The organism is Stenotrophomonas sp. S4 (genome assembly GCF_054187805.2).
Genome location: NZ_CM196188.1, coordinates 4,422,136 through 4,446,839, shown reverse-complemented (window position 1 = coordinate 4,446,839; position 24,704 = coordinate 4,422,136). Strand labels below are relative to the sequence as shown.

Annotated in this window: 22 protein-coding genes and 1 tRNA gene; 12 read left to right on the top strand and 11 right to left on the bottom strand. The window is 67.1% G+C overall.

Going from position 1 to position 24,704, the window contains the following annotated elements:
• Window positions 1-24: 24 nt before the first annotated feature.
• The 3 genes from ACUZUJ_RS20750 to ACUZUJ_RS20740 form a co-directional block, all read right to left on the bottom strand.
• Window positions 25-1,902: an aspartyl protease family protein gene (locus tag ACUZUJ_RS20750; protein WP_458220669.1), complete on the bottom strand. Its 1,878-nt coding sequence runs from the start codon at window positions 1,900-1,902 to the stop codon at window positions 25-27.
• 82 nt (window positions 1,903-1,984) lie between these two features.
• Window positions 1,985-3,112 carry an AraC family transcriptional regulator gene (locus ACUZUJ_RS20745; RefSeq protein WP_458220670.1) on the bottom strand — a complete coding sequence of 376 codons (1,128 nt, stop codon included), beginning with the start codon at window positions 3,110-3,112 and terminating at the stop codon, window positions 1,985-1,987.
• Window positions 3,113-3,184: 72 nt separating this feature from the next.
• Window positions 3,185-3,261, bottom strand: a tRNA-Arg gene (locus ACUZUJ_RS20740).
• Window positions 3,262-3,410: 149 nt separating this feature from the next.
• On the opposite strand from ACUZUJ_RS20740, the gene ubiA reads away from it, so the two are divergent.
• The 3 genes from ubiA to ACUZUJ_RS20725 all read left to right on the top strand — a co-directional run bounded on the left by ubiA (window position 3,411) and on the right by ACUZUJ_RS20725 (window position 6,349).
• On the top strand, window positions 3,411-4,304 hold the full coding sequence (gene ubiA / locus ACUZUJ_RS20735) for a 4-hydroxybenzoate octaprenyltransferase (protein WP_049444132.1): 894 nt from the start codon (window positions 3,411-3,413) through the stop codon (window positions 4,302-4,304).
• A gap of 188 nt (window positions 4,305-4,492) precedes the next feature.
• Complete coding sequence (locus tag ACUZUJ_RS20730; protein WP_458220671.1) at window positions 4,493-5,917, top strand: short-chain fatty acid transporter; 1,425 nt, start codon at window positions 4,493-4,495, stop codon at window positions 5,915-5,917.
• Window positions 5,918-6,190: 273 nt separating this feature from the next.
• A complete protein-coding gene (locus ACUZUJ_RS20725; RefSeq protein WP_014038817.1) occupies window positions 6,191-6,349 on the top strand; it encodes a hypothetical protein in 159 nt (52 codons plus the stop codon).
• Between the two features lie 54 nt (window positions 6,350-6,403).
• On the opposite strand, the gene ACUZUJ_RS20720 is transcribed toward ACUZUJ_RS20725, so the two are convergent.
• Window positions 6,404-7,030: a YiiX/YebB-like N1pC/P60 family cysteine hydrolase gene (locus ACUZUJ_RS20720; RefSeq protein WP_049444131.1), complete on the bottom strand. Its 627-nt coding sequence runs from the start codon at window positions 7,028-7,030 to the stop codon at window positions 6,404-6,406.
• An 82-nt stretch (window positions 7,031-7,112) separates the two neighbouring features.
• Here ACUZUJ_RS20720 and ACUZUJ_RS20715 point away from each other — a divergent pair, with 82 nt between their 5' ends.
• Window positions 7,113-7,625, top strand: a complete 513-nt coding sequence (locus ACUZUJ_RS20715; RefSeq protein WP_049444130.1) for a hypothetical protein — start codon at window positions 7,113-7,115, stop codon at window positions 7,623-7,625.
• Window positions 7,626-7,713: 88 nt separating this feature from the next.
• Window positions 7,714-9,546, top strand: a complete 1,833-nt coding sequence (locus tag ACUZUJ_RS20710) for a M3 family metallopeptidase (protein WP_458220672.1) — start codon at window positions 7,714-7,716, stop codon at window positions 9,544-9,546.
• 25 nt (window positions 9,547-9,571) lie between these two features.
• Here ACUZUJ_RS20710 and ACUZUJ_RS20705 read toward each other — a convergent pair whose 3' ends face one another.
• From ACUZUJ_RS20705 to ACUZUJ_RS20695, 3 genes are read right to left on the bottom strand one after another with little or no spacing between them, the layout of a single operon-like run.
• Window positions 9,572-10,243 carry a VOC family protein gene (locus ACUZUJ_RS20705; RefSeq protein ID WP_458220673.1) on the bottom strand — a complete coding sequence of 224 codons (672 nt, stop codon included), beginning with the start codon at window positions 10,241-10,243 and terminating at the stop codon, window positions 9,572-9,574.
• A gap of 54 nt (window positions 10,244-10,297) precedes the next feature.
• Complete coding sequence (locus tag ACUZUJ_RS20700) at window positions 10,298-11,377, bottom strand: alpha/beta hydrolase family protein (protein ID WP_458220674.1); 1,080 nt, start codon at window positions 11,375-11,377, stop codon at window positions 10,298-10,300.
• A 13-nt stretch (window positions 11,378-11,390) separates the two neighbouring features.
• Window positions 11,391-12,218 (bottom strand): AraC family transcriptional regulator, encoded by an 828-nt coding sequence (locus ACUZUJ_RS20695; RefSeq protein ID WP_101766242.1) that lies wholly within the window; start codon window positions 12,216-12,218, stop codon window positions 11,391-11,393.
• A 187-nt stretch (window positions 12,219-12,405) separates the two neighbouring features.
• Between ACUZUJ_RS20695 and ACUZUJ_RS20690 the strand changes: the two genes are divergently transcribed.
• The 3 genes from ACUZUJ_RS20690 to ACUZUJ_RS20680 all read left to right on the top strand — a co-directional run bounded on the left by ACUZUJ_RS20690 (window position 12,406) and on the right by ACUZUJ_RS20680 (window position 16,722).
• Window positions 12,406-12,792, top strand: a complete 387-nt coding sequence (locus tag ACUZUJ_RS20690; RefSeq protein ID WP_049444120.1) for a hypothetical protein — start codon at window positions 12,406-12,408, stop codon at window positions 12,790-12,792.
• A 226-nt stretch (window positions 12,793-13,018) separates the two neighbouring features.
• On the top strand, window positions 13,019-15,421 hold the full coding sequence (locus tag ACUZUJ_RS20685) for a TonB-dependent receptor plug domain-containing protein (RefSeq protein ID WP_458220675.1): 2,403 nt from the start codon (window positions 13,019-13,021) through the stop codon (window positions 15,419-15,421).
• Window positions 15,421-16,722, top strand: coding sequence for an aminotransferase class V-fold PLP-dependent enzyme (locus ACUZUJ_RS20680; protein ID WP_458220676.1), 1,302 nt, complete (start codon window positions 15,421-15,423; stop codon window positions 16,720-16,722). Before ACUZUJ_RS20685 ends, ACUZUJ_RS20680 begins: the two co-directional genes overlap by 1 nt.
• 70 nt (window positions 16,723-16,792) lie before the next feature.
• Here the strand turns inward: ACUZUJ_RS20680 and ACUZUJ_RS20675 are convergent, their stop codons facing one another.
• From ACUZUJ_RS20675 to ACUZUJ_RS20660, 4 genes are read right to left on the bottom strand one after another with little or no spacing between them, the layout of a single operon-like run.
• The gene (locus tag ACUZUJ_RS20675) at window positions 16,793-18,307 is read right to left on the bottom strand and encodes an aminotransferase-like domain-containing protein (protein ID WP_049444114.1); all 1,515 of its coding nucleotides are present in this window, start codon (window positions 18,305-18,307) and stop codon (window positions 16,793-16,795) included.
• Window positions 18,308-18,316: 9 nt separating this feature from the next.
• Window positions 18,317-18,916 (bottom strand): DUF6436 domain-containing protein, encoded by a 600-nt coding sequence (locus tag ACUZUJ_RS20670; protein WP_458220677.1) that lies wholly within the window; start codon window positions 18,914-18,916, stop codon window positions 18,317-18,319.
• Window positions 18,916-19,194, bottom strand: coding sequence for a hypothetical protein (locus ACUZUJ_RS20665; protein WP_235434874.1), 279 nt, complete (start codon window positions 19,192-19,194; stop codon window positions 18,916-18,918). The genes ACUZUJ_RS20670 and ACUZUJ_RS20665 overlap by 1 nt, the downstream gene beginning before the upstream one ends.
• A gap of 55 nt (window positions 19,195-19,249) precedes the next feature.
• A complete protein-coding gene (locus ACUZUJ_RS20660; protein WP_049444112.1) occupies window positions 19,250-20,665 on the bottom strand; it encodes an aminotransferase-like domain-containing protein in 1,416 nt (471 codons plus the stop codon).
• Window positions 20,666-20,848: 183 nt separating this feature from the next.
• Here ACUZUJ_RS20660 and cyoA point away from each other — a divergent pair, with 183 nt between their 5' ends.
• Genes cyoA through cyoD form a run of 4 tightly spaced genes read left to right on the top strand, consistent with a single transcriptional unit; the run spans window position 20,849 to window position 24,702 of the window.
• Window positions 20,849-21,754, top strand: coding sequence for a ubiquinol oxidase subunit II (gene cyoA / locus ACUZUJ_RS20655; protein ID WP_049444111.1), 906 nt, complete (start codon window positions 20,849-20,851; stop codon window positions 21,752-21,754).
• Window positions 21,755-21,759: 5 nt separating this feature from the next.
• The gene (gene cyoB, locus ACUZUJ_RS20650) at window positions 21,760-23,736 is read left to right on the top strand and encodes a cytochrome o ubiquinol oxidase subunit I (protein ID WP_014038802.1); all 1,977 of its coding nucleotides are present in this window, start codon (window positions 21,760-21,762) and stop codon (window positions 23,734-23,736) included.
• The gene (gene cyoC, locus ACUZUJ_RS20645) at window positions 23,733-24,368 is read left to right on the top strand and encodes a cytochrome o ubiquinol oxidase subunit III (RefSeq protein WP_080347486.1); all 636 of its coding nucleotides are present in this window, start codon (window positions 23,733-23,735) and stop codon (window positions 24,366-24,368) included. Before cyoB ends, cyoC begins: the two co-directional genes overlap by 4 nt.
• Before the next feature lies 1 nt (window position 24,369).
• Entirely contained in the window at window positions 24,370-24,702 is a 333-nt protein-coding gene (gene cyoD / locus ACUZUJ_RS20640) for a cytochrome o ubiquinol oxidase subunit IV (RefSeq protein WP_006399830.1), read from the top strand.
• Window positions 24,703-24,704: the final 2 nt, after the last annotated feature.

Sequence of the window (24,704 nt, the reverse complement as noted above, 5' to 3'; positions counted from 1 at the left end):
CGCAGGGATAGCGCCAGTACTGACTCAATCGGCACGCCATCCCGCAGCCACCCGGTCCGCCAGCACCAGCTCGGTATCCACCTGCCGGCCATCGCGCAGATAACGGATGCCCACGCGCGTCCCAACCGGGCGCTCACGCAGCAGCGCACGCCAGTCCGCCAGTCTCCGCGTGGCAATCGGCTCGCCTGAAATCATGACGATGCGATCATCCCTTCGCAGCCCGGCGCGCGCACCAGCGCTGGTCGGCGCCACATCGGCCACACGCAGTGCACCGTGCTCGGCTTGCAACCACAGCCCGCTGCGGTCGAAGGCATCGGCCTGCGTGCTTTCAGCGTTGGGCACCAGATAGAGACGTTTGGCATCGTAGTCGATGCCCATGGAGAAGCGCCGCAGCACGCCGCCACCGAGAATCGCGCCATAGTCGGCCAGGGCCAGCGCGCCCTTGTCGGTGCTGGACAGGTCACCGACCAGGCCGGTGACCTCGATGCTGCCCATGCGCAGCACACCGAGCCGGGCCGGTCGCGCGCGGCCCGGGCCTCCGAGGCCCCACCCAAGCACCGCCTCCTCACTGGCGTGGTACTTCTCCAACAGACCATGGGTACGCACGAACGGGCTGCTCAGGCTCAGCGAGTTGCGTGAGCCGGTGTCCAGCCACAACCGCAGCGGGATGCCGTCCAGTTCGCCATTCAGTACCGGTGCGCGGTCATCCTGCTCGAACGGCAGCACCACCGCGTTGGCGGGTGGCTGGTAGTGGCCTGGCCGGGTGAAGCTGAGCACACGCGCGCCATAGTCGAAGGTGGTGACGAAGCGCAGGAAGGTTTCGTCGCCGATGAAGCCATCGTGTGGCACGCCCATCGAGTTGATCTGCTGGCCGAGGTCGATGATGTGGAACACCGGGTTTGCAAGGTGCGCGCCACCGATGCGCAGGTGGCGGGCCTGTGCCAGGCCCAGGTCGCTGGCGTTGTCGCCGGCACCATGCACGCTCAGGCGGCCCGCTGTGGTCAGTCCCAGGCGTTTGGCGGCGATCGGTGTCAGCAGGTTGATGGCGCCGGTGTCCACCAGGAAGCGCGCCGGCTGGCCGTCCACTTCGGCCTCGATGTAGACATGGTTGTTGATCAGGTCGAACGGGACACGGGTGGTGCCGCTGGCATCCTCGATGTAGCTGTCGTCGGCCATCGCTGGTGGTGCATACAGTACATCCGGCACGGGGAAATCCACCCGGTAGCGCTGCACCTGCACGTCGCTGCGCAGTCGCGGATCAGCACGGCCCTGGGCATCGAGCGTATCGGTGATGAGGCGATGGGGCAGCAGCAGGCCATCGACCGCCCGGTAGTCTTCCAGCGTGGTGGCGGTGGGGGTGCGCGCGGAGGCGATGACCACCCGGCCGAGCAGGCCGCTGCGGGTGTCGAACCAGAGTTCGATCGGGTCCGCGCCCTCCGGCGTCGTCGACAGCACGTCATAGCGCTGCCCGTCGTGGGCCTCGGTGCGAGGGCCCGCAAAGCGCGAGGCCGGATAGGCGCTGGACCAGTAGGCGCGGGTGGCCAGCCACGCCTGCGTGCGCGCGGTCCGACGTGGCACGGTGCCATCCAGCAGGCCGACCTCGCCGCCATAGTCGCGCCGCCAGGACAGCTGGCCGTCGAACCCCTGGGCGACGGTGAAGTCTCCCAGTTGCGCCTGTTCGGCATAGCGCCCGGCGCGCAGGTCCTGGTTGAGCTGCCAGCGCCCGTGCAGGCCGCCCACCGACTGCTCGCCCTCCGCCTGCAGGCGCTGTACCGACAGCCACGGCTCGCCGCCACTGGCTGCACGGGCCCGGGCCAGCACGCTCGCCGCATCCCCCACCGCAGCCTGCACGGGAACCGCCAGCATCCACAGCAGGCCGAACATCATCCGTTGCCATCGCATCGCATCACCTTCTTCGTCGGGTCGAGCGTTGATGGCAACGCAGCGGCGGGCGCCGTTCGACCGGGCGTGAAGGATTGGACGTTCAGTCGGACGTGGTGAGGCGGCGGTACTCGCTCGGTGTCTGCCCGGTGGCGCGCTTGAACGCGCTGTTGAAGGTCGACTTGCTGCCGAAGCCGGCGGCCAGGCCGATGTCCAGCACGCTGCGGAGGTCGGACGGATCGGACAGGCATGCCCTCGCGGCAGCGACGCGGAAGCTGTTCACGAACTCGGAAAAGCTCTGGCCGAGGCCCTGGTTGAGCGCCTGCGAGACCTGGTTGGGTGACCACCCGCTGCGCTGGCTGAGGGACTGAAGGTCCAGCCCGGGCGCTTCATGCAGGCGTTCGTCCCGCATCAATGCGGTCAGCGCGCTGGCGATGGCCGCGCACTGCGCGGCGTCGATGCCCGAGCGCTCGTAGCGTGCGACGGCGACGTCCTCGATGGGCGCGGGGATGAGATTCCCCACGCCCGGTGCGGCGGCATTCACAGGCGCGCGCAGCTGCTGCCGCACCACGCGGCAGGCCAGCAGATATATGCCGGCGGTGGTCAGCAGGCTGAGCCCGATGCTGGCCAGCAGCGGAGCGGCGTGCGGCGGCCATCGGTTCATCGCGCTGGCAAGCCAGCAGCCTGTCATCACGATCGCCAGCCCGCGCAGTCCGCTGCGTTGGATCGCGGTTCCGCGCGGGGCCGAAGACGTACGCAGCGACAGCCACAGCGTGGCCAGCAGGTAGGGCGTGCCCTGCAGCAGCCAGCCATGGAAGCTGAGCTGGAACAGCGCCTTGCCCAGCGGCGAGACGTCGAAAGGCGCAACAGCGTTCAACAGGGAAACGACGAACGCGAGCATGGCCGGCAGCAGATGCGCGAGCGGCAGCAACGAAGTGTGGCCCGGTGCGGGCAACAGCAGCGCACGCGCATGGCCATACAGCAGCGGACCGAGCAGATAGACCAGCGGCACTTCGATGACCCGCAGCCAGCGCACCGCGTCGGCCGAGTGCCAGGCCTGGCCACCCAACAGCACCAGTCCGAACAGATTGGCGGCGGCGAAACAGGCGAAGAAGATGGTGAGCAGATGACTGCCACGCCGAGCGCGGCCGAAGCTCACTCCGGTGGACAAGGCGGCCAGGCCCAGAATCGCAGCGCCTGCCGCCAGCTGCAGCAGATCCCGTGGCGTCATGCGCGCAGTGTTGATGAAGCGCGCGGCAACGTCCAGCGCGGGCTGGCGGCATGCAGGCAACACAGGGGGAGATGGCGCGCCCGGAGGGATTCGAACCCCCGACCAATGGCTTCGGAAGCCACTACTCTATCCGGCTGAGCTACGGGCGCGTTGTAGAACCGCCGCGCCGTCGGCCGGTGCCGGGGCGGGCATCGCAGCGCCATGAAGCGGTGCGGGACCGGCATTCTATCCAGTTTCGCCGAACAAATCTCCCCCCACGGGCAAAGCCCTGCCAGAGGGGCAGGAGTATCCTATCGCCATGGCTGATACCCCCCTCACTTCGCCGCAGTCGCCGGCGACGCCGCGTTGGCGGCATTACTGGAGTCTGATGCGCGCTGATCGCCCGATCGGCACGTTGCTGCTGCTGTGGCCCACCTGGTGGGCATTGTGGCTGGCCGCGGGCGGCCTGCCGCCGCTGTGGACGCTGTTCGTGTTCACCGCCGGCGTGTGGCTGACCCGCTCGGCCGGTTGCGTCATCAACGACTACGCCGACCGCTGGCTCGACCCGCATGTGGAACGCACCAAGGCGCGTCCGCTGGCCACCGGCGCAATCAGCGGCCGTGCCGCGCTGGCACTGTTTGCCGTGCTGATGCTGGTGGCGTTCGGCCTGGTGCTGACCCTGAACGGGTTGACCATCGGCCTCAGTTTCATCGGCGTGTTCCTGGCCGCCAGCTATCCGTACCTGAAGCGCTACACCCATCTGCCGCAGGTCTACCTGGGCATGTCGTTCGGCTGGGGCATCCCGATGGCGTTCGCCGCCGTGCAGGGCGAGGTGCCGATGCTGGGCTGGCTGCTGTATGCCGGCAACATCCTGTGGTCCACCGCCTACGACACCTGGTATGCCATGGTCGACCGCGAAGACGACCTGAAGATGGGCTCGCACTCCACCGCGATCCTGTTCGGTGATCTCGACCTGGTCATCCAGGGCGTGTTGTACGCGCTGTTCCTGGCCACCATGGCGCTGGTCGGCGTGCGTGGCGGGCTGGGCGGGTACTATCTGGCCGGCGTGGCCGTCGCCACCGCGCTGGTGGTGTACGAGTTCTGGATCTGCCGCCACCGCGAACGCGGCCCGTGCTTCAAGGCGTTCCTGCACAACAACTGGGTGGGTGCCGCGCTGTTTGCCGGTATCGCAGTGGACCTGGCGCTGCGTTGATCGCCCGGGGTCGGATCCCTTTCCCGCCGGGAAAGGGCTCTGACCCTTCTGCCGCGCCGATACCCGGCTCGGGGTCAGAGCCCTCTCCTGTGGAGAGGGATCCGACCCCGCCACCTACGACCAATAGGTGGCTGACAGCCCGCACCCCACCGCCCAGAATCGGTCCATCGAACCTGGGAGGGTAGGCGATGGCCTCGACGGCAGCAGTACAGGACGGCTGGATGGCGCGTGCAGCATTGCGCTCGGCCGCCTGGGCGGAAAAGTGGTTCCCCGACGCGTATGTGTTCGCGGTGCTGGGCGTGGTCATTGTCGCGCTGGCCGCGATGGGCTTCGGCTCGACCCCGCAGGCCACCGCCAGCGCCTTCGGTGACGGCTTCTGGAGCCTGATTCCCTTCACCATGCAGATGGCCTTCGTGGTCATCGGTGGCTACGCCGTGGCCACCGCGCCGGTGGTCGCGCGCTTCATCGACTTCCTGGCCCGGGTGCCGCGCACTGGCCGTGGTGCGGTGGTGTACGTGGGCCTGGTCAGCATGCTCGCCTCGCTGCTCAGCTGGGGTTTCTCGCTGGTGTTCGGCGGTCTGCTGGTGCGCGCGCTGGCCCGCCGTACCGAACTGCGCATGGACTACCGCGCGGCCGGTGCGTCGGCGTATCTCGGTCTGGGTGCGGTGTGGGCGATGGGGCTGAGCTCATCGGCCGCACAACTGCAGGCCAACCCGGCCAGCATGCCGCCGGGGCTGGTGGAGATCACCGGCGTGCTGCCGTTCACCGAAACCATCTTCCTGTGGCAGTCGATCGCGCTGACCTCGGTACTGATCCTGGCCTCGCTGCTGATTGCCTGGTTGACCGCACCCGCCGCCGGCAGCGCCCGCACCGCCGAGGAGTTCCCCGGCGCTGCGCAGGCCGAGCCGGAGCCGCTGCAGCGACGCACGCGCCCGGGCGAATGGCTGGAATACAGCCCGTTGCTGACCTTGCTGCTCTCGCTGCTGGCGTTCGGCTGGCTGTTCAACGAGTTCGCCAACAAGCCGGTGATCACGGCGATCGCCAACCTCAATACCTACAACTTCCTGTTCATTTCGCTGGGCCTGCTGCTGCACTGGCGCCCGCGCAGCTTCCTCAACGCGGTGGCCAAGGCGGTGCCGAGCACCACCGGCGTACTGATCCAGTTCCCGCTGTACGGCGGCATCGCGATGATCCTCACCCACGCCGCTGGCGGTGACGGTCAGACCCTGGCGCACCGGCTGTCGAGCCTGTTCGTGCACGTGGCCAGCACCGATTCGTTCGCGCTGGTGATGGGCGTCTACTCGGCGGTGCTGGGCTTCTTCGTGCCGTCCGGTGGCGGCAAGTGGATCATCGAGGCGCCGTACGTGATGCAGGCCGCCAACGAACTGAAGGCGCACCTGGGCTGGGCGGTGCAGGTCTACAACGCGGCCGAAGCGCTGCCGAACCTGATCAACCCGTTCTGGATGCTGCCGCTGCTGGGCGTGCTGGGCCTGAAGGCGCGCGACATCGTGGGGTTCACCTTCATCCAGCTGCTGGTGCATATCCCGCTGGTGCTGGGCCTGCTGTGGCTGCTGGGCATGACCCTGGCGTATGTGCCGCCGGTGATGCCCTGAATGCAGGGCTGGCGTCCGTGCTCGACCAGGACGCCAGCCTCGTTCAGCGCGTGTTTCCGGCGGAGCACGCCATGAATGGGCATGGCGCCAAGGCCGGCATGAGCACATGCCGATCCCGCATGAATCCTTCAGGCGCTTGTGCCTCAAGGGTCTTTGCGCGTTCATTCACGCGCGTACACACGAATGTAGCCGGCCCCCCACGCGTGATTAACCAATCGCTGCAGACGATGGCCCCGTCCACCGCATTCCGCGCGTGGCTTTCGGAGAACGGACATGGCACAGCAGAACCAGAACCCGAACCAGAAGCAACCGGGTCAGCAGAATCAGCAGGACCAGCAGCAGGGACGCCGTGACCAGCAGCAGCAACAGCAGCAGGATCAGCAGCGCAAAGAGCGCAACCAGCAGCAGGGCGGCCACGACGAAGAAGAATGACCGCGCCGCGCACGCGGAGTGACTGGCGAAGCCCCGCCCTGTGCGGGGCTTCGCTTATTCCAGCACGCCGATGCGCTGCAGGACCGGCGCCGCCGACATGTCGTTGGGATTGGTCCCGGGCTGGTCCTGTGGCACCTCCATGCCCATGCCGCGGTAAAGATCGACCCAGTGCTGTGCGATCTGCCCGGTCTGCGGGTTGCGGAAGTTCATCGGCTGCAGTGCGAACACGTGGTGCGCACGGAACGCGCGTTCGATGAAGTCCGAGCAGTAGTAGCTGTCTTCGTTCAACACGTATGACGTGTTGTACGGTTTGCCGAGCATCGTGCGCGCGGTGGCGACCGCATCCTTGATCGTTGCCTGCTGCGGTGCGCGCAGGCGATAGATCACGATCTGCCGCTGCTTGGCCCGGGCATCCTGGCGGAACTCGACCAGCGATTGCCGGCGCGATCCCTTCTCGTCCGCATGCAGTACCTCCCAGCCGTTTGACGCCGCGGCGACCAGGGCCACGTGATCGAAGCTGGGTGCGCCCTGCTTGCCGGTGGCATCGTCGATGGCGGCGCTGAGCCCGCTGCGGCCGGCGGTGACGAACAGCAGATCGCCCTCGTGGACATCGACGGCCATCGCCACCGCTGGCCACAGGGCGGGCAGCAGCAGGCCGATCAGGAGCAGGAGGCGACGCATGGGGTATCTCGGACCGGCGGAATGCCGGAATTGTAGGGCGCGCGGTAGCATGGGGCGACCGAACCGGATTCAGGATGAGCCCATGCGTCGAAACCGTTCCGCTGCCGTGCTGGTGCTTGCCTGTGGCGTGGCGCTGGTTGCCTGCACGCCCGAGCCCCAGGCGACGCCCGCGGAAGCCGCACCTGCACATCCCGCGCCGTCGTCCACGACGGCAGCGGTCCAGCACGCACCGGTGCCTGCCAGCGGTGAATGCCCCTATCCGCAGTTCGATGCGTTCCTGAAGCACTTCGGCAACGAGATCACGCTGCAGGAAAAGGCCACTGCCGATCCGCTGCTGGACAGCTACATCGATGCCGAGGCCGAGCCGGAACCGCGCAAGGTGGAAAGCCGACTGGCGCTGGCCGATGTCGAGTGGCCGGTGATGCCCGATCCCGCCGCGTTGGCCGGGCAGGGCCGTGAGATGCAGGTCAGCACGCTGGCCGATGGGCAACGACAGGTTCAGATCCGCACGCCGGACAGCAGCGACCAGCAGACCTACACCTTCGCACAGTCGCCCTGCTGGACGCTGGTCAAGCGTGAGGATGAGTCGATCTGACGCCTGTTCCGGCACAGGCGCGGCCGGGCAGCGCCTGCTAGGCTCGGAGCCTGATCCAGGCAGGGAGACGCCGATGCAGGCTCGCAGGATGCGTACCATCACCGCCACCATGGCCGTCGTGCTGGCGATGGCGCCCTTCACCGGCGCCCAGGCGCAGTCGCTGCGGGCCGACGATCGCGCCTACTTCGCCAGTGCGGCAGCCGAACAGGCTGCGCGTGACGAACTGGGCAAGCGTGTCGAGGCCTTGCAGCAGGCTTCCGCGCTTGCACCTGCGCAACGCTTCCAGCAGGCCGAGGCATTGCAGGCGCAGTGCCTGCGCCATCACACCTATCTGCATCTGCAGGCCGCCCGCAACGCGCGCGATCTTCGCCCGGCGCAGGCGCTGGACCAGGTGATGGGGCTGTGCAGCCGCATCGCCCGCACTGGTCGCGCGGCGCTGCGCGAAGCGCCCGCGGATGCGGCGTGGGCAGCACCGTATGCCTTCCTGCGCGCACGTGCGCTGAAGGAAGCTGCAGCCCCGGCCAATATCGTGCTGGATGAGGCCGTGGAGGCGCTGGCCGATCCGGCGCTGGACAGTTTCGCGCGGCTGCGTGGGCAGATCCTGCGCAGTGCCGAGTACCCGCAGATCGAGCGTGATGGTCGGCACTGGGACACCGGGCACGACAAGCAGGCACTGGCCCAGCAGCAGGACCGCGCGTTGCGGGAAGCGGGCTGGAAGGGTTACTGGCAGGGCCTGCACTCGCGCCGTGAGCCGATGGCCTCGGTGCTGCTGGGCCTGGTGCAGGTGAACGATGCCGCCGCGCGCCTGCAGGGCGATGGCTCCGCACCGGCGCGGGGCTACCAGCGGATGGGCCTGGATGCATCGGCGGTGGATGCGACGCTGCAGGCGATCGAACGCCATGCAGGGGATCGTCGCGCCTACCAGGACATGCTGCTGCACCACGCTGCGCGCTCCGGCATCGACGCGCCGCAGATCTGGGATACCACCGTGCCCGATACCGGTTACACGCCACCGGTGCTGACGCTGGCGCAGTTGCGCGACAATGCCGCCGATGCCATGCAGCACCTTGGCCCGACGTATGTTGCCGAGCTGCGCGCGCTGCTCGATCCGGTCAACCAGCGCATGGACCTGGCCACCGAGCAAGGCAATCGCAGCCATGATGCGTTCGCAGTGAATGCTCCTGGCGCGCCGGCGATGCTGTACGTCGGGGTGCGCAGGGGGGATCTGGAAAGCGATGTTGAAATCGCCCACGAAGCTGGTCATGCCATGCACGGTGAGTGGATGCAGCGCGGCCATGCGTCGCCGCTGCAGCGCAATGGCAGCCAGTGGCTGACCGAGGCGTTCGCGATCTACAACGAGCTGCGCTTCCGCGACCAGCTGTACCAGCAGGCACAGGACCCGCGCGCCAAGGCCTACTACCTGAAATCGCTGCTGGACGACATGGTGCTGCAGCTGTTCACCTCGTCCGAGGAAGCGCAGCTGGAGCAGTCGATCTATCGGGGCGTGGCCGCGGGCACCTTGGGCACCGCCGATGATCTGGACGCGCTGACCGGCCAGGTGCTGGCGCGCTTCGGTCAGGATCCGGAGCGCTATCCGCAACTGCGCAACAGCTGGATCGGCAAGCGCTTGATGTTTGAAGATCCGAACTATCTGGTGAACTACCTCTATGCAGGGCTGCTGGCAGTGCAGCTCTATGTGCAGGACCAGCGCGACCCCGAAGGGTTCCGTGAGCGCTATCTTGCCGTGCTGGGCGAAGGCTTCGACCGCGCGCCGACCGAGCAGGTGACGCAGCTGTTGGGGCACGCGCCCGACTGGCCGGCATTGGTCGATGCCGATCTGCAGGTGTTCAACCAGACGGCGGCGCAGCTGCAGGCGCTGCATGCGCAGGTTGAAGCGGGGCAGGGTGTGCGCACGCGGTAGCGCGCATCAGGTCTGGAACGGCAGGTCAGGTCGAGAAAACCCGCCAGCCCAAGGCATCGTCGCGGAGTTCGCCGGTGCCGGCGACGTCACCCATACGCAGCAACAGTCCCTGCGCATTCGGCAGGTCCTTCTGCTCGGGGAACCAGCGACGATCCGCCGCAACCACGATCAGCAGACCCTCGTCGTCGCCCATCGGTGCGAACTGCGGCGAAGCCGGGCTGATCGGTTGCAGGCCGAAACGTTGACAGGACTGTTCGCGCACCGCATCGACATCGTGGCTGGGCAGGCCGACTTCGCTCAGGCAGGTCAGCTCGCTGCCATGGAAAACGCCTTCGCGCGCACTGGCTGGCAGGCGGCGGCGGCCGATCAGTTCCAGGATCAGGCCGTCCGGGCCGGTGAAGTACACCGACTGCGATTGCCAGCTGCTTTCCAGCGCGAAGTAATCCAGTCCTGCCGGGTTGCGCTGTAGTGGCGTACGCTCGAGCAGCCAGGCCATCGCCTCGCTGAAGCGGTTGTCCGGCACGTTGAAGGCCAGGTGCACGCCTCCGACCGGACGCCCAGCCGCAGGCTGCAGTTCGATCGTGCTCCAGCCGATGTGCACATGATTGCCGACCACGCGCTGCTGCAGCACATCGTGGAAATACGCGGCGACGGTGGTGACGTCGGACACCGGCAGGGTGAGGTGAAGCAGGCGCATGGCCAATCCTCCTTGGATGCAGCCACTGTAGCGCCGGGCCATGCCCGGCGGCCACTACCGCAGTGCTTCGGCGAAGAAGCGCACCGCGACATCCACTGCCTGCGCGTGGGTGCCCGCCTTCGGAACTGAACTGCTGCAGAGCTCGGGCAGCCTCTGCAAACCAACTGCTGTACAGCCCGCCAGGAAGTCGTAGTGACCGACATCCGGCAGACGCTGCAGCGCGGCGCCCGCAATCAGTGCCTGTGCGGCCTCGCCATTGCTCTGTGGTGGCGCAACCGTGTCAGCCTCGCCCAGTACGATCGACACCGGCTGCCTCAGCGAGGACAGCTGTTCCGGCGCGAATGCCTGCACGATTGCTGGCGCCAGCAGGAATACCGCGCGCACGCCGGGGATCGCGCGCGATTCATTGGCGTGGGAGATCCATGGCGACAGTTCCGGCGAGCTTGCAGCGGCAATACGAGCCTCCATCGTGTGCGTGACGGCTTCCCGCTGGGGCCGGCAGACGCCGTCATCCGGATGCGCTTGGCAGAAGGCCAGAAGCCGCTGCAGATCGGGGCGTGCACCGGCGGCGAGCAGTGCGGTGTAGCCACCGGCGGAGAACCCGGCCACACCCAGCCGTTCGCGATCGACGTGTGGACCGAGCACGGGATCGGCCTGCACCGCCGCCAGCGCGGCGCGCAGATCATCCGCACGCAACCAGCTCAGCATGCTACCGGGCAGGGTCATCTCCTCCACGCCGTTGTTGCCGGGATGATCGACCGCGATCACCAGGTACCCGGCGTGTGCCAATGCCGTACCCAGCCAACCCATCATGCGCGCGCTGCCGCCGTTGCCGTGGGAGAGCAGCAGCGTTGGCAGGCGTGCACCCGCGACCGGCGCATCCAGTGCCGCGCGGCCGACGTCGAACAGCGGTGCATCGGGCGGACCGATTGTCAGGGCGGTTTCCCTGCTGCCAGCGGGCGCCGGATACCAGACCGTGTAGCGCAGGGCGTCGCGGTGTTGCGCATCGCGCACCACGGCGCTGGCCACCGTGGTGGTGCCGTGGCGTTCGCCTGCTTTCCAAGGCTCGCCAGCGCTGGCGCCCCCCGCGGAGGCCATCAGCATCATTCCCATCACAGTGGCTTTCATGCGCATCCTCAGCTCCTTGTCAGCGTGGGCGTTCGTCCACCGGCAGCCAGATCTCCACGCCGCCGTTGCCGGTGTGCTCGTCGAAGCGGGTGTCGTAGCGTTCCAGGTCTGGTGCATCGGCCAGGCTGAGGCCGGAGCTGGGCAGGTAATGATCCAGCAGCCAGAACCAGGTCGAGCGGATGGTCGAGATATGTCCGCCGTGCCAGGCCACAAGATAGCGACGCGCCGGCACGTCCACTCGTTGCCAGTGCGCCGGCACGGTCGGCAGCGTGCTGGCGGGCAGTGCGGCGATGTAATCAAAGCCGCCATCGTCGTCGCTGTTGCAGCACACACCGAAACTGATCGGTGCCGGCGTCGGCCATTCGCGGTTGAGCTGCGCCCATTGGCCGGGAATCGCACCGCCACTGTCGCGGGTATGCCGCATACCGATGCCCGCCACCTGGAAAGCGGGCGTGTCGAGCAGTCGCGGCGCCTCACCGCAGGCAGCCGGCGCATCCTCCACGCGGATCGCCTGTACCAGCGCCAGTCCATCGGTGCCCTGTTCGCGTACGCGCTCCGGCGTCTGCCCGAACTGTTCGCTGAAGGCGCGGGTGAACGCCGCATGGGTGGTGTAGCCCGCGCCCAGCGCGACCTGCAGGATGTCACCGGCCCCGTTGGCCAACCGCTGCGCAGCAGCGGTCAGGCGCCGTCCCCGCAGATAGCGCACCACCGAGGTGCCGGTGCGGGCCTGGAACAGGCGTGACAGATGGAACGGCGACAGCCCCGCTACGGCGGCGATATCGGCCAGCGCCAATGGCTGGTCCACATGGGTTTCGATGTACCACAACGCCTTGCCTGCCGCGCTCATCCTGCCGTTCCCCGATTCCGATGCCGGGCACAGTAGCGGATCCTCAGGCAGGGCGTTTAGCAGTTCTTGCGCTGCCGGGGCCTTGCGTCTGCCGGCGTACCGGCAACAATGTGCGCTTCATGGATGTGAGGGAGGGCAGGGAGATGCGATCGACGACGTGGGATGCCCGACCAGCGGAGCCAGGCCCATGATGGAACTGGTACTTGTCTACCTGGTGCTGCCCGCGGTGCTGACACTGGCCTTGCTGGTGCTGATGGTGAAGCGCGCGTCGCGCTGGAAGGGCAATCCCTGGCTTTATCGCGCCGGCTTCGCGTTCCTGGCCGGGTTGCTGTCACCCACGTTGCTGATGGGCGGTCACGGTGGGCTTCCCGGCCCGACCATCGGTGGGCTGGTGATGGTGCTGACGCGGTTGGAATGGATCGGTGACCTGCGTGCCAGCTTCATCGGGTTTGGCAGCAAAGACTTCGGGTTCCTGTCCGCTCCCTTCCTGGTGGTGTTCGCCCTCGCGATGTTTGTTCCGCTGCGAACGGCACGGCCGGCCCGCTTCGGTTTCGACGACGACAGCAACGGCTGACGCCGTGTGCGTGGCCATGAGGGACCGGGCGTGGGTCGGCGTTGCCCATCCACGCACGGCGTGGATCTACGGATGGGCTCTGGTAGCGCTCAACCCTGGTTGGCGCATCAAGTTGTCGCACTGACGTCATGGCTCCTTCACAGATCGCACCGAGACTGCGCGCCTTGTCCAGCCCTGTTGTTTCCGAACAGGTGCTGGCCCTGTCGCGTCCTCCCGGAGCCCTGCCGTGCATCGTTCGAAGCTTTCGCGTTCCATCCTCCTTGCCCTTTCCATGGCCAGCGCAGGAGGCGCGATTGCAGCGGAGGCCGATGCGGTCGATGCCATGGCGGGCAGCCGAGCGGCGCCCACCCAGCTCGATGCGATGCTGGTCACCGGTACCCGCGCCTCCAACCGCACCCAGTTCGAAACGCTGGCGCCGGTGGACGTGTTCACCAAGGAAGACATCACGTCGGTGGAATCCACCGACCTGAAGGACGTGCTGGCGCAACTGGTGCCGTCGTTCGTGGTGCAGCGCCTGCCGATGGCGGACGGCCAGGTGTTCGTGCGCCCGGCCACCCTGCGTGGCCTGTCGCCGGACCAGACCCTGGTACTGGTCAACGGTCGTCGCTTCCATCGCAGCGCGCTGCTCGGCAACCGCGGGGCGCAGGCAGCCGATCTGGCACAGATTCCGACCAGTGCGATCAAGCGCATCGAAGTGCTGCGCGATGGTGCCTCGGCGCAGTACGGCTCGGATGCCATCGCCGGCGTCATCAACATCATTCTCGAGGATGGCCCCGGCACCGAGATCACCGCCGGCTATTCGCAGTACGCACAGGGCGATGGCGCGTCGCGTGATTTCAGCGCACGTACCGGCTGGTCGCTGGGTGACTACGGCAGCCTGGTACTGTTCGCCGAATCGTCGAATTCCGACGCCACCTCGCGCACCCGCCAGCGCCCGGATGCGATCGCCTTCCAGGCCGCGCATCCGGATCTGGATGTGCCCAATCCGGTACAGCGCTGGGGCCAGCCGGAACTGGAAAGCCGCCGCGTCGGCTTCAATGTGAAGGCCAATGCCAGCGACACGCTGGAGCTGTATGCGCTCGGCCTGTACAGCCACAGCGATGGCGTCAGCGATTTCAACTGGCGCAACCCGGACACCACCACCGGTGCCTACCGCACCACGGCGATCTTCCCCGGCTGGAACCTGCGTTCGATCTATCCGGTGGGCTTCAGCCCGCAGTACGGCAACGTCCAGAACGACCTGCAACTGGTCGGTGGCCTGCGTGGCGAGATCACTCCGAAGCTGCGCTGGGATGTCAGCGCGTCGTATGGCCGCAACGCCATCGACTACAGCTTGAAGAACTCGATCAATGCCTCGCTCGGCCCGGCCAGCCCGACCGACTTCGATCTTGGCCGCCTGACCCAGACCGAGAAGAACGCCAACGCCGACTTCAACTACGAGTGGGAGGTGGGCGCGCTGTCCAAGCCGATCAACGTCGCCTTCGGTGGCGAGTTCCGCCAGGAGACCTACCAGGTGCGTGCCGGTGATCCGGCCTCGTACGCGGTGGGCCCGGGCGCGGCCGCGGGCCTGGAGGCCAACTCCAACGGTGCACCGGGCTTCTCGGCCAGCCAGGCCGGGCAGTGGAGCCAGCGCAGCAAGGCGGCCTACGTGGATATGGAAGTGCCGCTGGGCGAGCGCTGGAGCATCGGTGCGGCCAGCCGTTACGAGGACTTCTCCAGCTTCGGCAGCACGCTGGACGGCAAGCTCTCGGCGCGCTTCGCGATCACCCCGGACGTGGCCCTGCGCGGCACCGTGTCCACCGGCTTCCGCGCGCCGACGCCGGCGCAGCTCAACACCACCAGCACCACCCAGGGGTTGGATACGCGCACGCTGCAGATCTTCACCAGTGGCCGCCTGTCGCCGAACGATCCGCTGGCGCAGCTGCTCGGTGCCCGGCCACTGAAGCCGGAAGAATCGCGTACCGCGTCGCTGGGCCTGACCTGGCGCACCGACCTGGGCCTGTCCGGCTCGGTCGATGTCTACCAGATCAAGCTCACCGACCGCTTCAGCCAGTCGGCCAGCTTTGCCATTCCGGCAGGCACGCCGAATCCGCTGGGCTATACCTCGGTGAACTACTTCACCAACGATTTCGATACCACCACCACCGGCGTGGACGTGATCGGCAACTACCTGCGCGATCTCGGCGCCGGCCGCATGACGCTGACCCTGGCCTACAACTACAACCGTACCCGCGTGGACAAGGGCAGCACCTCGGTGGCCACCAATGAGACCCAGCGCGTGCTGTTCGAAGATCGCCTGCCCGAGCACAAGGGCAGCCTCACCGGCAGCTGGGACATCGGTGCCTGGTCGCTGATGGCGCGCATGCGCTACTACGGTGCCTGGACCGACTCCAGCGGCAATGCGGTGGGCGATATCTACCAGCGTTTCGGGGCGATGAGCTTCCTCGACCTGGCCGTCGGCTATCGCATCAACGAACACCACAGCCTGCGCGTGGGCGCGGACAATGTGTTCGACCGCTATCCGGACGAAGCCACCTTCCAGGCCAGCCGCGGCCTGGTCTACTCGCGCAACGCGCCGTACGACACCGACGGTGCCAACCTGTACGCGCAGTACCGGCTGAGCTTCTGATGGACAGCCGCCGCCGTAACCTGTTGCGTGCCGGCACCTTGCTGCCGGCCGCAGCTGCACTGTCTTCACTGCCCGTCATGGCCGCCACGCGTTACGCTGCGCCCATGCAGATTCCCGCAACGACCGTAGCGCCGGACGTGCTGGCCCGCGATGAAGGCTACTGGACCGCCGTGGCCAGCCACTTCGACATCACCGATGAAGTGAACCATCTGGAGAACGGCTACTGGGGGGCGATGGGCCGTGAGACGCTGGCCAGCTATCAGCGGCACACCGCCGAGGTCAACCGTGGCAACGCGTGGTATGGCCGTCGCGAGTTTCCGGCGCAGTACATGGCGGTGCAGCGGCAGGTGGCCGAGTTGCTGGGCGTGGGCGCCGACGAGATCGCACTGACCCGTGGCGCCACCGAGGCGATGCTGGCGCTGATCGGTGGCTACAACCGCCTGCAGCCCGGCGACCAGGTGCTCTACGCCGACATCGACTACGACAGCATGATCGGCGCGATGCGCTGGCTGCAGCAGCGTCGCGGCGTGCAGGTCGAGCGCATCGCGCTGCCGGCCGTGCCCGACCACGCGCAGATCCTGCAGGCCTACGAGGCCGCATTCGAGCGGCTGCCACGCCTGAAACTGGTGCTGCTGACACAGGTCAGCCATCGCCATGGGCTGGTGCTGCCGGTAGCGGAGATCGCCGAGCGTGCGCGTGCGCGCGGCATCGATGTGATCGTTGATGCGGCCCATGGGTTTGGCCAGATCGACTACGTGGTGCCGCAGCTGAAGGCCGATTTCGTCGGCATCAACCTGCACAAGTGGATCGGTGCGCCGGTCGGTGTCGGCGCGATGTTCGTGCGCAAGGGGCGCGTGGCCGACCTGGATCCCTACATGGGCGAAACCGACGATGGCCGGGTGGGCAGCCGTGTGCATACCGGTACGGTCAACTTCGCCGCCTACCTGGCACTGCCGGACGCCATTGCCCTGCATCAGCGCATCGGCGTGGCCAACAAGCAGGCGCGCCTGCGCTACCTGCGTGAGCGCTGGACCGTGCCGGCGCGGCAGATGGCACATATCGAAGTGCTGTCCTCGCCGGACCCGGCGCTGGCCAGTGCGCTGGCCAGCTTCCGCCTGCGCGGGCGCACCAGCGTGGCTGACAACCTCGCGCTGCAGAAGCGCCTGCTGGATGAGCATCGCGTGTTCACCACCCACCGCGACGGCCTCGATTCCGGCGCCTGCGTGCGGGTGACGCCGTCGGTGTTCACCCGACCGGAGCAGATGGATGCGTTGGTGAAGGCGCTGGTTGCATTGGGGTAGTGCCGGCCGCTGGCCGGCAACCTCATGATCCGTGCACGCCGTTGCCGGCCAGCGGCCGGCACTACCAGGCCTACCGTTCGATCGCCGGCAACGCATCCGACAACAACAAGCGGTCAATCCGCCGCAGCGCACTTTCCAGCTGCCGGCGGTCCGCCGCCAGCCCCAACGACAACCGCACGCCGTTCTGATGCACTACCCCCGGCGGGCAGAACGCCGATGACGGTGCGATCGCCAGGCCCTGCAGCTGTGCGGTACGCACCAGCGTGGCATCGGTCCACGGCGCCGGTACCCGGCACCAGGCATGCAGGCCCTCGGCACGCTGCAGCAGCGACGGCGCCAGCAGATACCGCGCCATGCGCATGCGCTCGCGTGCCTCGGTGCGCACCTGCGCCAGCAGTGACTGTGCCGAACCATCCAGCAGCAGCTGGCTTGCCAGCGCCGCCACCAGCGGATGCCCCATCAACCGGGTGGCGCGCAGGGCCGACACCATCGCCTCGGCATGCGCGGCGCTTGGGCAGCGCACGAAGGCGGTGCGCAGGCCGGGGCTGATCACCTTCGACAGCGTCGCCACGTGGAACACATGACGCGGTGCCAGCGTTGCCAGCGGTATCGGCGTCTCTTCGGCAAGGTGCCAGTACGGATCGTCTTCGATCGCCAGCAGGCCTTCGCATTCCAGCACACGTGCCAGCGCTTCGCGCCGCTGCAACGACAGGGTCAGCGCGGTTGGGTTCTGGCAGGTGGGATTGAGATAGACCAACCGCGCGCCACTCCCGCGAGCCTGCCGCACCAGCGCCTCGGGGCACATGCCGTGCTCATCGCATTCCACCGGTACAAGCCGCCGGCCGAGGGCCCCCGCGGCCTGCAGCAGCCCCGGGTAGACCAGCGTGTCGCACAGGATCGCGTCGCCATCGCGACCCTGGCTGACCAGGATGGCGGCCAACGCCACCTGCGCGCCTTCGGTCAGCAACAGACTGGCATCGTCCACCGCGCCCAGCATCGGCTGCAGCCAGCGCGCTGCCGCGTGGCGGTCGGTCGGGTTGCCGCCACCCAGATGGTAGGTCATCAGGTTCGGTGCGTTGCTGCGCGCAAGCACGGCGGCGGCACCGCGGCGCAGGGTCTCGGCCAGCGCATCGGCGTCGGGCACCGGCGGCACGTTCATGCTCAGGTCCACCACCTGGTCGAAGCCGGCCTTGGGCGGTGCGATGAAACTGCCCTGCGGACCACGCGCCTCGATCAGGCCGCGCTTGCGTGCTTCATCAAACGCCCGCGTCACCGTGGTCAGATCGACGCCAAGCTGCTGCGCCAACGCGCGCTGCGAGGGCAGGCGTTGCCCCGGTGCAAGACCACCGCGGCGCACCGTGCGTTCCAGCGAATTGACGATGCGCAGATAGATCGGCCCGTTGTGCGCGAGCACGTCCTGCACCCATTCGCGGGCTGCGACATCCGGTCGCGGCATGTACGGAGCATGTCGGGGCGTATCGTTGCTTCCAACGGCGGGAGCCTGTCCATAACCATCGGTCGGTTCGGACAGGTGACCGCCGTTGTTGTTTGCAGCGGCCGCACCGGCCAGCATCAGTGATGTCATTGCGCGTCCTCAGCGCTTGGCCTGCCAGGGGCAGTAGCAGCCCACGGCAAGCAGTCCTTTCGGGCGCACGGTTTCGCCGCGCACCAGTTTGTCCAGCAGTGGTTCGACGAAGCTGTTGGCTGAGTTGCAGACCATGCCGATGCTGTAAGGGCCGGCGTAGGCCAGATGGCCCTGCCGGTCCCAGATAGCGACAGCAGGGCTGGCCGGGATGTGTTCGATGCCATCGATGGTCGGCAGGTTGATCACCTTGTTGCGCAGCGGCGCGGGCAGCTCGCCCTGGGTACCCGGGCGGCGGATCGCATAGAAGTCGATGCCGGCGCGGCGGTACATGCTGATCAGGTAGCTCAGGTGCGCACCGGTCTCGCGGTTGCACACGGCGCAGGCCGGGTCCCAGAAATGCACCACGCGGATGCGGCCGGTGTCACCGGCGAGATCGGCCGGCAGGCGCAGCTGCGAGTCGTCGAAGACGATGGCCTGCTCGGTGAAGGTGGACTGCGCGCTGTAGCCGAAGTACTGCCACAGCGCAGCCGCGACGCCGGCCATGAACAGGCAGGCGAGGGCGATCATCGTCCGCAGCAGCCAGCGGCGACGCGGCGCAGCTGCGCCCATCAGGAATCTTCCCGGCCGAACTTGTGCACGTACTGCTTGCGCATCTCACGGCAGGAATCGGCCTGTGCGCGGCGCTGGATCTCGCTACGCGATGGATCCTCGCTGCGCTGCACGCACTGTTCGATGGCGTGGCGCTCGGCGGCCTGCACGTCCACGGTCTGCGGCTGCAGGCAGACCCAGGCCAGCGCAGCCAGCATCAGCACCACAAAGCCGCCACAGCCGGCCATCACCAGGTGGAACTTCAGTTTCTCGGCGCGCATCGGGGCACGTCCCTTCATCCATACATTGCATACAAAATATCATCTTGTATGGATGAAGTGCCATGCACCCGGTTCAGACGATGGCGTTGTGCCGTGCCTCGGGGGCCTCGGACAGGATCTCGTTCAGCTTGGCCAGCGCCCCGGCCAGCGCGCCCTGGTCGACCGCGCCGCCCAGCGACAGGCGGATCGCGTTGCCCGGCGGTGGCTCTTCCACGCTGAAGGCATCGGAGCTGGCGATGCCCAGCCCCTGTTCCTGTGCGGCCTGGATCAGCCGGTACTGGTCCAGCCGCGGCGGCAGTGGCAGCCACACATGCAGGCCGGCCGGATGCGCCTGGGCACGGGCCGGCAGGTAACGGGCGGCAATCGCCTGGCGCTCGCGCAGCTCCTGTTGGAAGCGCCGCACCATGTCCTCGGCCTGGCCGCTGCGGATCCATTGCGAGGCCACCGCCACCATCGACTGCGTCGGCATCAGCGCGATCGCACGCAGCGCGTCCAGCACCGGTTCCATCGGTTCGCCGGCCGGCACCACCAGGTAGGCGGTGCGCAGGCCCGGTGCCAGGCACTTGGACAGGGTGGAGATGTAATAGACCGGGCAGCCCGCATCGCGGTGTGCGGCCAGCGGCGGCGCGGCGTCTCCGGCCAGCAACCAGTAGGGATCGTCTTCGATCACGGTCAGGTCGTGGCGCTTCGCGACCGCCAGCAGCGCCTGCCGACGCTGTGCCGACATCGTCGCCGTGGTCGGGTTCTGGATGGTCGGCACCAGGTACAGCAGGCGCGGGCGACGCAGCTGGCAGGCCTCTTCCAGCGCTTCAGGCAGCATGCCTTCGGCGTCCATCGCCACCGGCACCACGCCCCGCTGCAGCACGCGCGCGGCGGCCAGCAGGCCCGGGTAGGTCAGCTGCTCGGCGGCGATCAGCTCGCCCGGCTGGGTGCGGGCCAGGATCAGCGCGCACAGCGCGGTCTGCGCGCCGGGGCAGATCACCACCTGGTCGGCGCCGACCGTGCCCAGCATCGGCGCCAGCCACTGCACGGCGGCGGCGCGGTCCTCGCGGGTGCCGGCACCGACGTGGTAGCTCATCAGTTCGCCCTGGCCCAGCTGCTGGCCGACGTGCTGGAGACCGGCCTCCATGCCCTGCGCGAACGGCGCGCTGCCCAGCAGCGGCGGGATGTTCATGCTCAGGTCGACCGAGGTGCTGCGGTTGCCGGCCGACAGTGCGATGAAGGTACCGCCGGCGCCCTGCGCATCGAGCAGGCCGGCCTGGCGCAGCTCGGCGAAGGCGCGGGTGACCGTGGTCAGGTCCACGCCCACCTGCTGGGCCAGGTCGCGCTGCGGCGGCAGGCGGTCGCCCGGGCGCAGCACCCCATCGTCCACCGCCTCGCGCACCTGCTGGGCAATCTGCAGGTACAGCGGGCCGGCGCCCTCGCGGAACGGGCGAACCCAGGTGCGATTGGGGTGCTTCAGGCGGCGGCCGGCGGCAGGTGGCGTCATCGGTCAGTTTTTTCCATACGTGCAGATGCACAAGTCCATACAATGATGTATCTTGTATGGGCTTGATTGGAGTGGTTCGCTTTTTTGTAGGCGACCTCGTACCCACAGTGTAGCCGCTCCACGCCCGGGCGCTGCGCGCAGGCGAGCCGGTCAAGCGCGCTTCTTCAACAGGGTTGACCTCCAATGAATATCTGCTGGAACCGCATCCGCCTGGCGCTGGTCGCCCTGGCCTGCGTCGGCCTGTCGGGCTGTGACTGGGTGCTGCTGGATTCGAAGGGCATGGTCGGGCTCGCCCAGCGCGACCTGATCCTGATCTGCATCGGCGTGATGCTGATCGTGGTGATACCGGCCATCGTGCTGACCTTCGTGTTCGCCTGGCGCTTCCGTGCCGGCAACACCAAAGCGAAATACACGCCGGACTGGTCGCACTCCACCAAGGTGGAGATCGTGGTCTGGGGCGTGCCGCTGCTGATCATCGCCGGTCTGGCGGTGATCGTGTGGAAGTCGACCCACGAGCTGGACCCGTACAAGCCGCTGGACGTGGCCGGTGAACCGCTGCACGTGGACGTGATCGCCACCGACTGGAAGTGGGTGTTCGTATACCCGGACCTGGGCATCGCCACGGTCAACCAGCTCAACTTCCCGGCCAACCGCCCGCTGGCGTTCAACATCACCTCCAACTCGACGATGAATACCTTCTTCATCCCGCAGCTGGGTGGGCAGATCTACGCGATGGCCGGCATGCGCACGCAGCTGCACCTGATCGCCAACGAGCCCGGCCAGTTCCGTGGCATGTCCGGCAACTACAGCGGGCATGGCTTCTCGAACATGAAGTTCATCGCCACCGCCAGCAGCAACGAAGAGTTCGAGCGCTGGGTGGCCGAGGTGCGCAGCGCACCACAGGCGCTGGATTTCAACCAGTTCAAGGCGCTGGCCGCACCGTCGAAGAACGCACCGGTGCAGCACTTCTCCAGCGTCGAACCGCTGCTGTTCAAGAAGGTCATCGACCAGTTCATCGGCGTCGGTGAGAACACCGCTGCTGCTACCCCGGCGGGTGCTGCCGGCGGTGCCCAGGTTTCCCAGGAGTAACGAACATGTTGGGTAAATTGACGTGGGAGGCCGTGCCGCTGCACGAGCCGATCGTCGTGGTCACACTGGCGGCCATGGTGCTGGGTGGCCTCGCGCTGCTCGGCGCGGTGACGTACTTCAAGCTGTGGGGCCCGCTGTGGCGTGACTGGTTCACCACCGTGGACCACAAGAAGATCGGCATCATGTACGTGGTGGTGGCGCTGGTCATGCTGGTGCGTGGCTTCGCCGACGCGCTGATGATGCGCGCGCAGCTCGCCGCGGCCGGGCCGGGCAGTGACGGCTTCCTGCCGCCGGAGCACTACGACCAGATCTTCACCGCGCATGGCGTGATCATGATCTTCTTCGTGGCCACCCCGTTCGTGGTCGGACTGATGAACATCATCGTGCCGCTGCAGATCGGCGCACGCGACATGGCGTTCCCGTTCCTCAACGCTTTCAGCTTCTGGATCTTCGTGGTCGGCGCCGCGCTGATGATGATCTCGCTGGGCGTTGGCGAATTCGCCATGACCGGCTGGGTGGCCTATCCGCCGCTGTCGGGCATCGAGTTCAGTCCAGGGGTCGGTGTCGATTACTACATCTGGGCGTTGCAGGCTTCGGGCATCGGCACATTGCTGACCGGCGTCAACCTGTTCATCACCATCCTGCGCATGCGTGCGCCGGGCATGACCCTGATGAAGATGCCGGTGTTCACCTGGACCGTGCTGGTCACCAGCGTGATCATCATCGCCGCCTTCCCGATCCTGACCGTGGCGCTGGGTGCGCTCACCCTGGACCGCTACCTGGACTTCAACTTCTACACCAACACATTGGGTGGCAACCCGATGATGTACGTGAACCTGGTGTGGGCCTGGGGCCATCCGGAGGTGTACATCCTGGTGCTGCCGGCGTTCGGCATCTTCTCTGAAGTCACCGCCACGTTCGCGCGCAAGAAGCTGTTCGGCTACAAGTCGATGGTCGGTGCCACGCTGGCGATCGGCATCCTGTCGTTCATCGTCTGGCTGCACCACTTCTTCACCATGGGTTCCGGTGCCAGCGTCAATGCCTTCTTCGGCATCATGACGATGATCATCGCCATTCCCACCGGCGTGAAGATCTTCACCTGGCTGTTCACCATGTACGGCGGCCGCGTCGAGTTCAGCGTGCCGATGCTGTGGACCATCGCATTCCTGGTCACCTTCACCATCGGTGGCATGACCGGCGTGCTGCTGGCCATCCCGGGCGCGGACTTCCTGCTGCACAACAGCCTGTTCCTGGTCGCGCACTTCCACAACACCATCATCGGCGGCGCGCTGTTCGGCTACCTGGCCGGTTTCGCCTACTGGTTCCCGAAGGTGTTCGGCTTCACCCTCAACGAGCGCCTGGGCAAGTGGTCGTTCGCCTGCTGGGTGATCGGCTTCTACCTGGCCTTCATGCCGCTGTACATGCTCGGCTTCATGGGCATGACCCGCCGCATGAACCAGTACGACAACCCGGCGTGGACGCCGTACCTGATCGCCGCCTTCATCGGTGCACTGTTCGTGTTCGCGGGCATCATCCTGATGCTGGTGCAGATCTACGTGAGCGTGCGCGACCGCAAGCGCAACCTGGACCTGACCGGCGACCCGTGGAATGCACGCACGCTGGAATGGGCCACGCCGTCGCCGCCGCCGTTCTACAACTTCGCCGTGGTGCCCAAGGCCGATGAGCTGGATGCCTTCCACGAAGCGAAGAAGCGTGGCCTGCCGCCGCCGCCGAAGAAGTACGCGCCGATCCACATGCCGAAGAACACGGGCGTGCCACTGATCCTCAATATCTGGATCCTGGTGTTGTGCTTCGCTCTGGTCTGGCACATCTGGTGGATGGCCGCGGCCAGCTTCATCGCGATGATCGTCACCCTGATCGTGCGGTCCTACGACGAGGACGTGGACTACTACGTCAGTTCCGAAGAGGTGGCGCGCACCGAAGCGGCCAGCCTGGCCAAGTTGAAGGAGGTACGCGCATGAACCTGTTGACCCGCCCGGAGCTGGCCAGCGACACGCAGGCGCAAGAGGACCACCACGAACACGACCATGGCCACGAACAGGGCGGCATGAAGGTGTTCGGCATGTGGGTCTACCTCATGTCCGACCTGGTGCTGTTCGGTTCGCTGTTCGCCTCGTACGCGGTGCTCAGCACCGCCTACGCCGGCGGCCCCACCGGCAAGGAGCTGTTCTCGCTGCCGTTCGTGATGGCCGAGACCTTCCTGCTGCTGGTCTCCAGCATCACCTACGGCCAGGCCGTGCTGGCGATGCATCGCCACGACACCTCGGCAGTGCTGCGCTGGCTGGGCGTGACCTTCGTGCTCGGTGCCTCGTTCATCGGCATGGAGATCTACGAGTTCTCGCACCTGATCCACGAAGGCGCGGGCCCGAGCACCAGCGCCTACCTGTCGGCGTTCTTCGCGCTGGTCGCCACCCACGGCCTGCACGTGGCCAGCGGCCTGATCTGGATGGCGGTGGTCATGCACCAGGTCTACCGCCGTGGCCTGACCCCGACCAACATCACCCGCGTGTCGTGCCTGAGCCTGTTCTGGCACTTCCTGGACCTGGTGTGGATCTGCGTCTTCACCTTCGTCTACCTGATCGGAGCCTTCTGACATGGCCCACGTCGAAACCTCGCGCGCCGGCAATGCGCACGGTTCCACCAAGTCCTACCTGATCGGCTTCGTGCTGTGCGCGCTGCTGACCGTGGTGCCGTTCGCACTGGTGATGAACCCGGTGCTGTCGCGGCCGCTCACGCTGTTCCTGCTGGTCGGCTTCGCGGTGGCGCAGATCCTGGTGCAGCTGGTCTATTTCCTGCACATGGACCGCAAGTCCGAAGGCGGCTGGAACCTGGCCAGCTTCGTGTTCACCCTGGTGATCCTGTTCATCGTCGTCGCACTGTCGGTCTGGATCATCTGGAGCATGCACTACCACATGATGATCAACTGAGC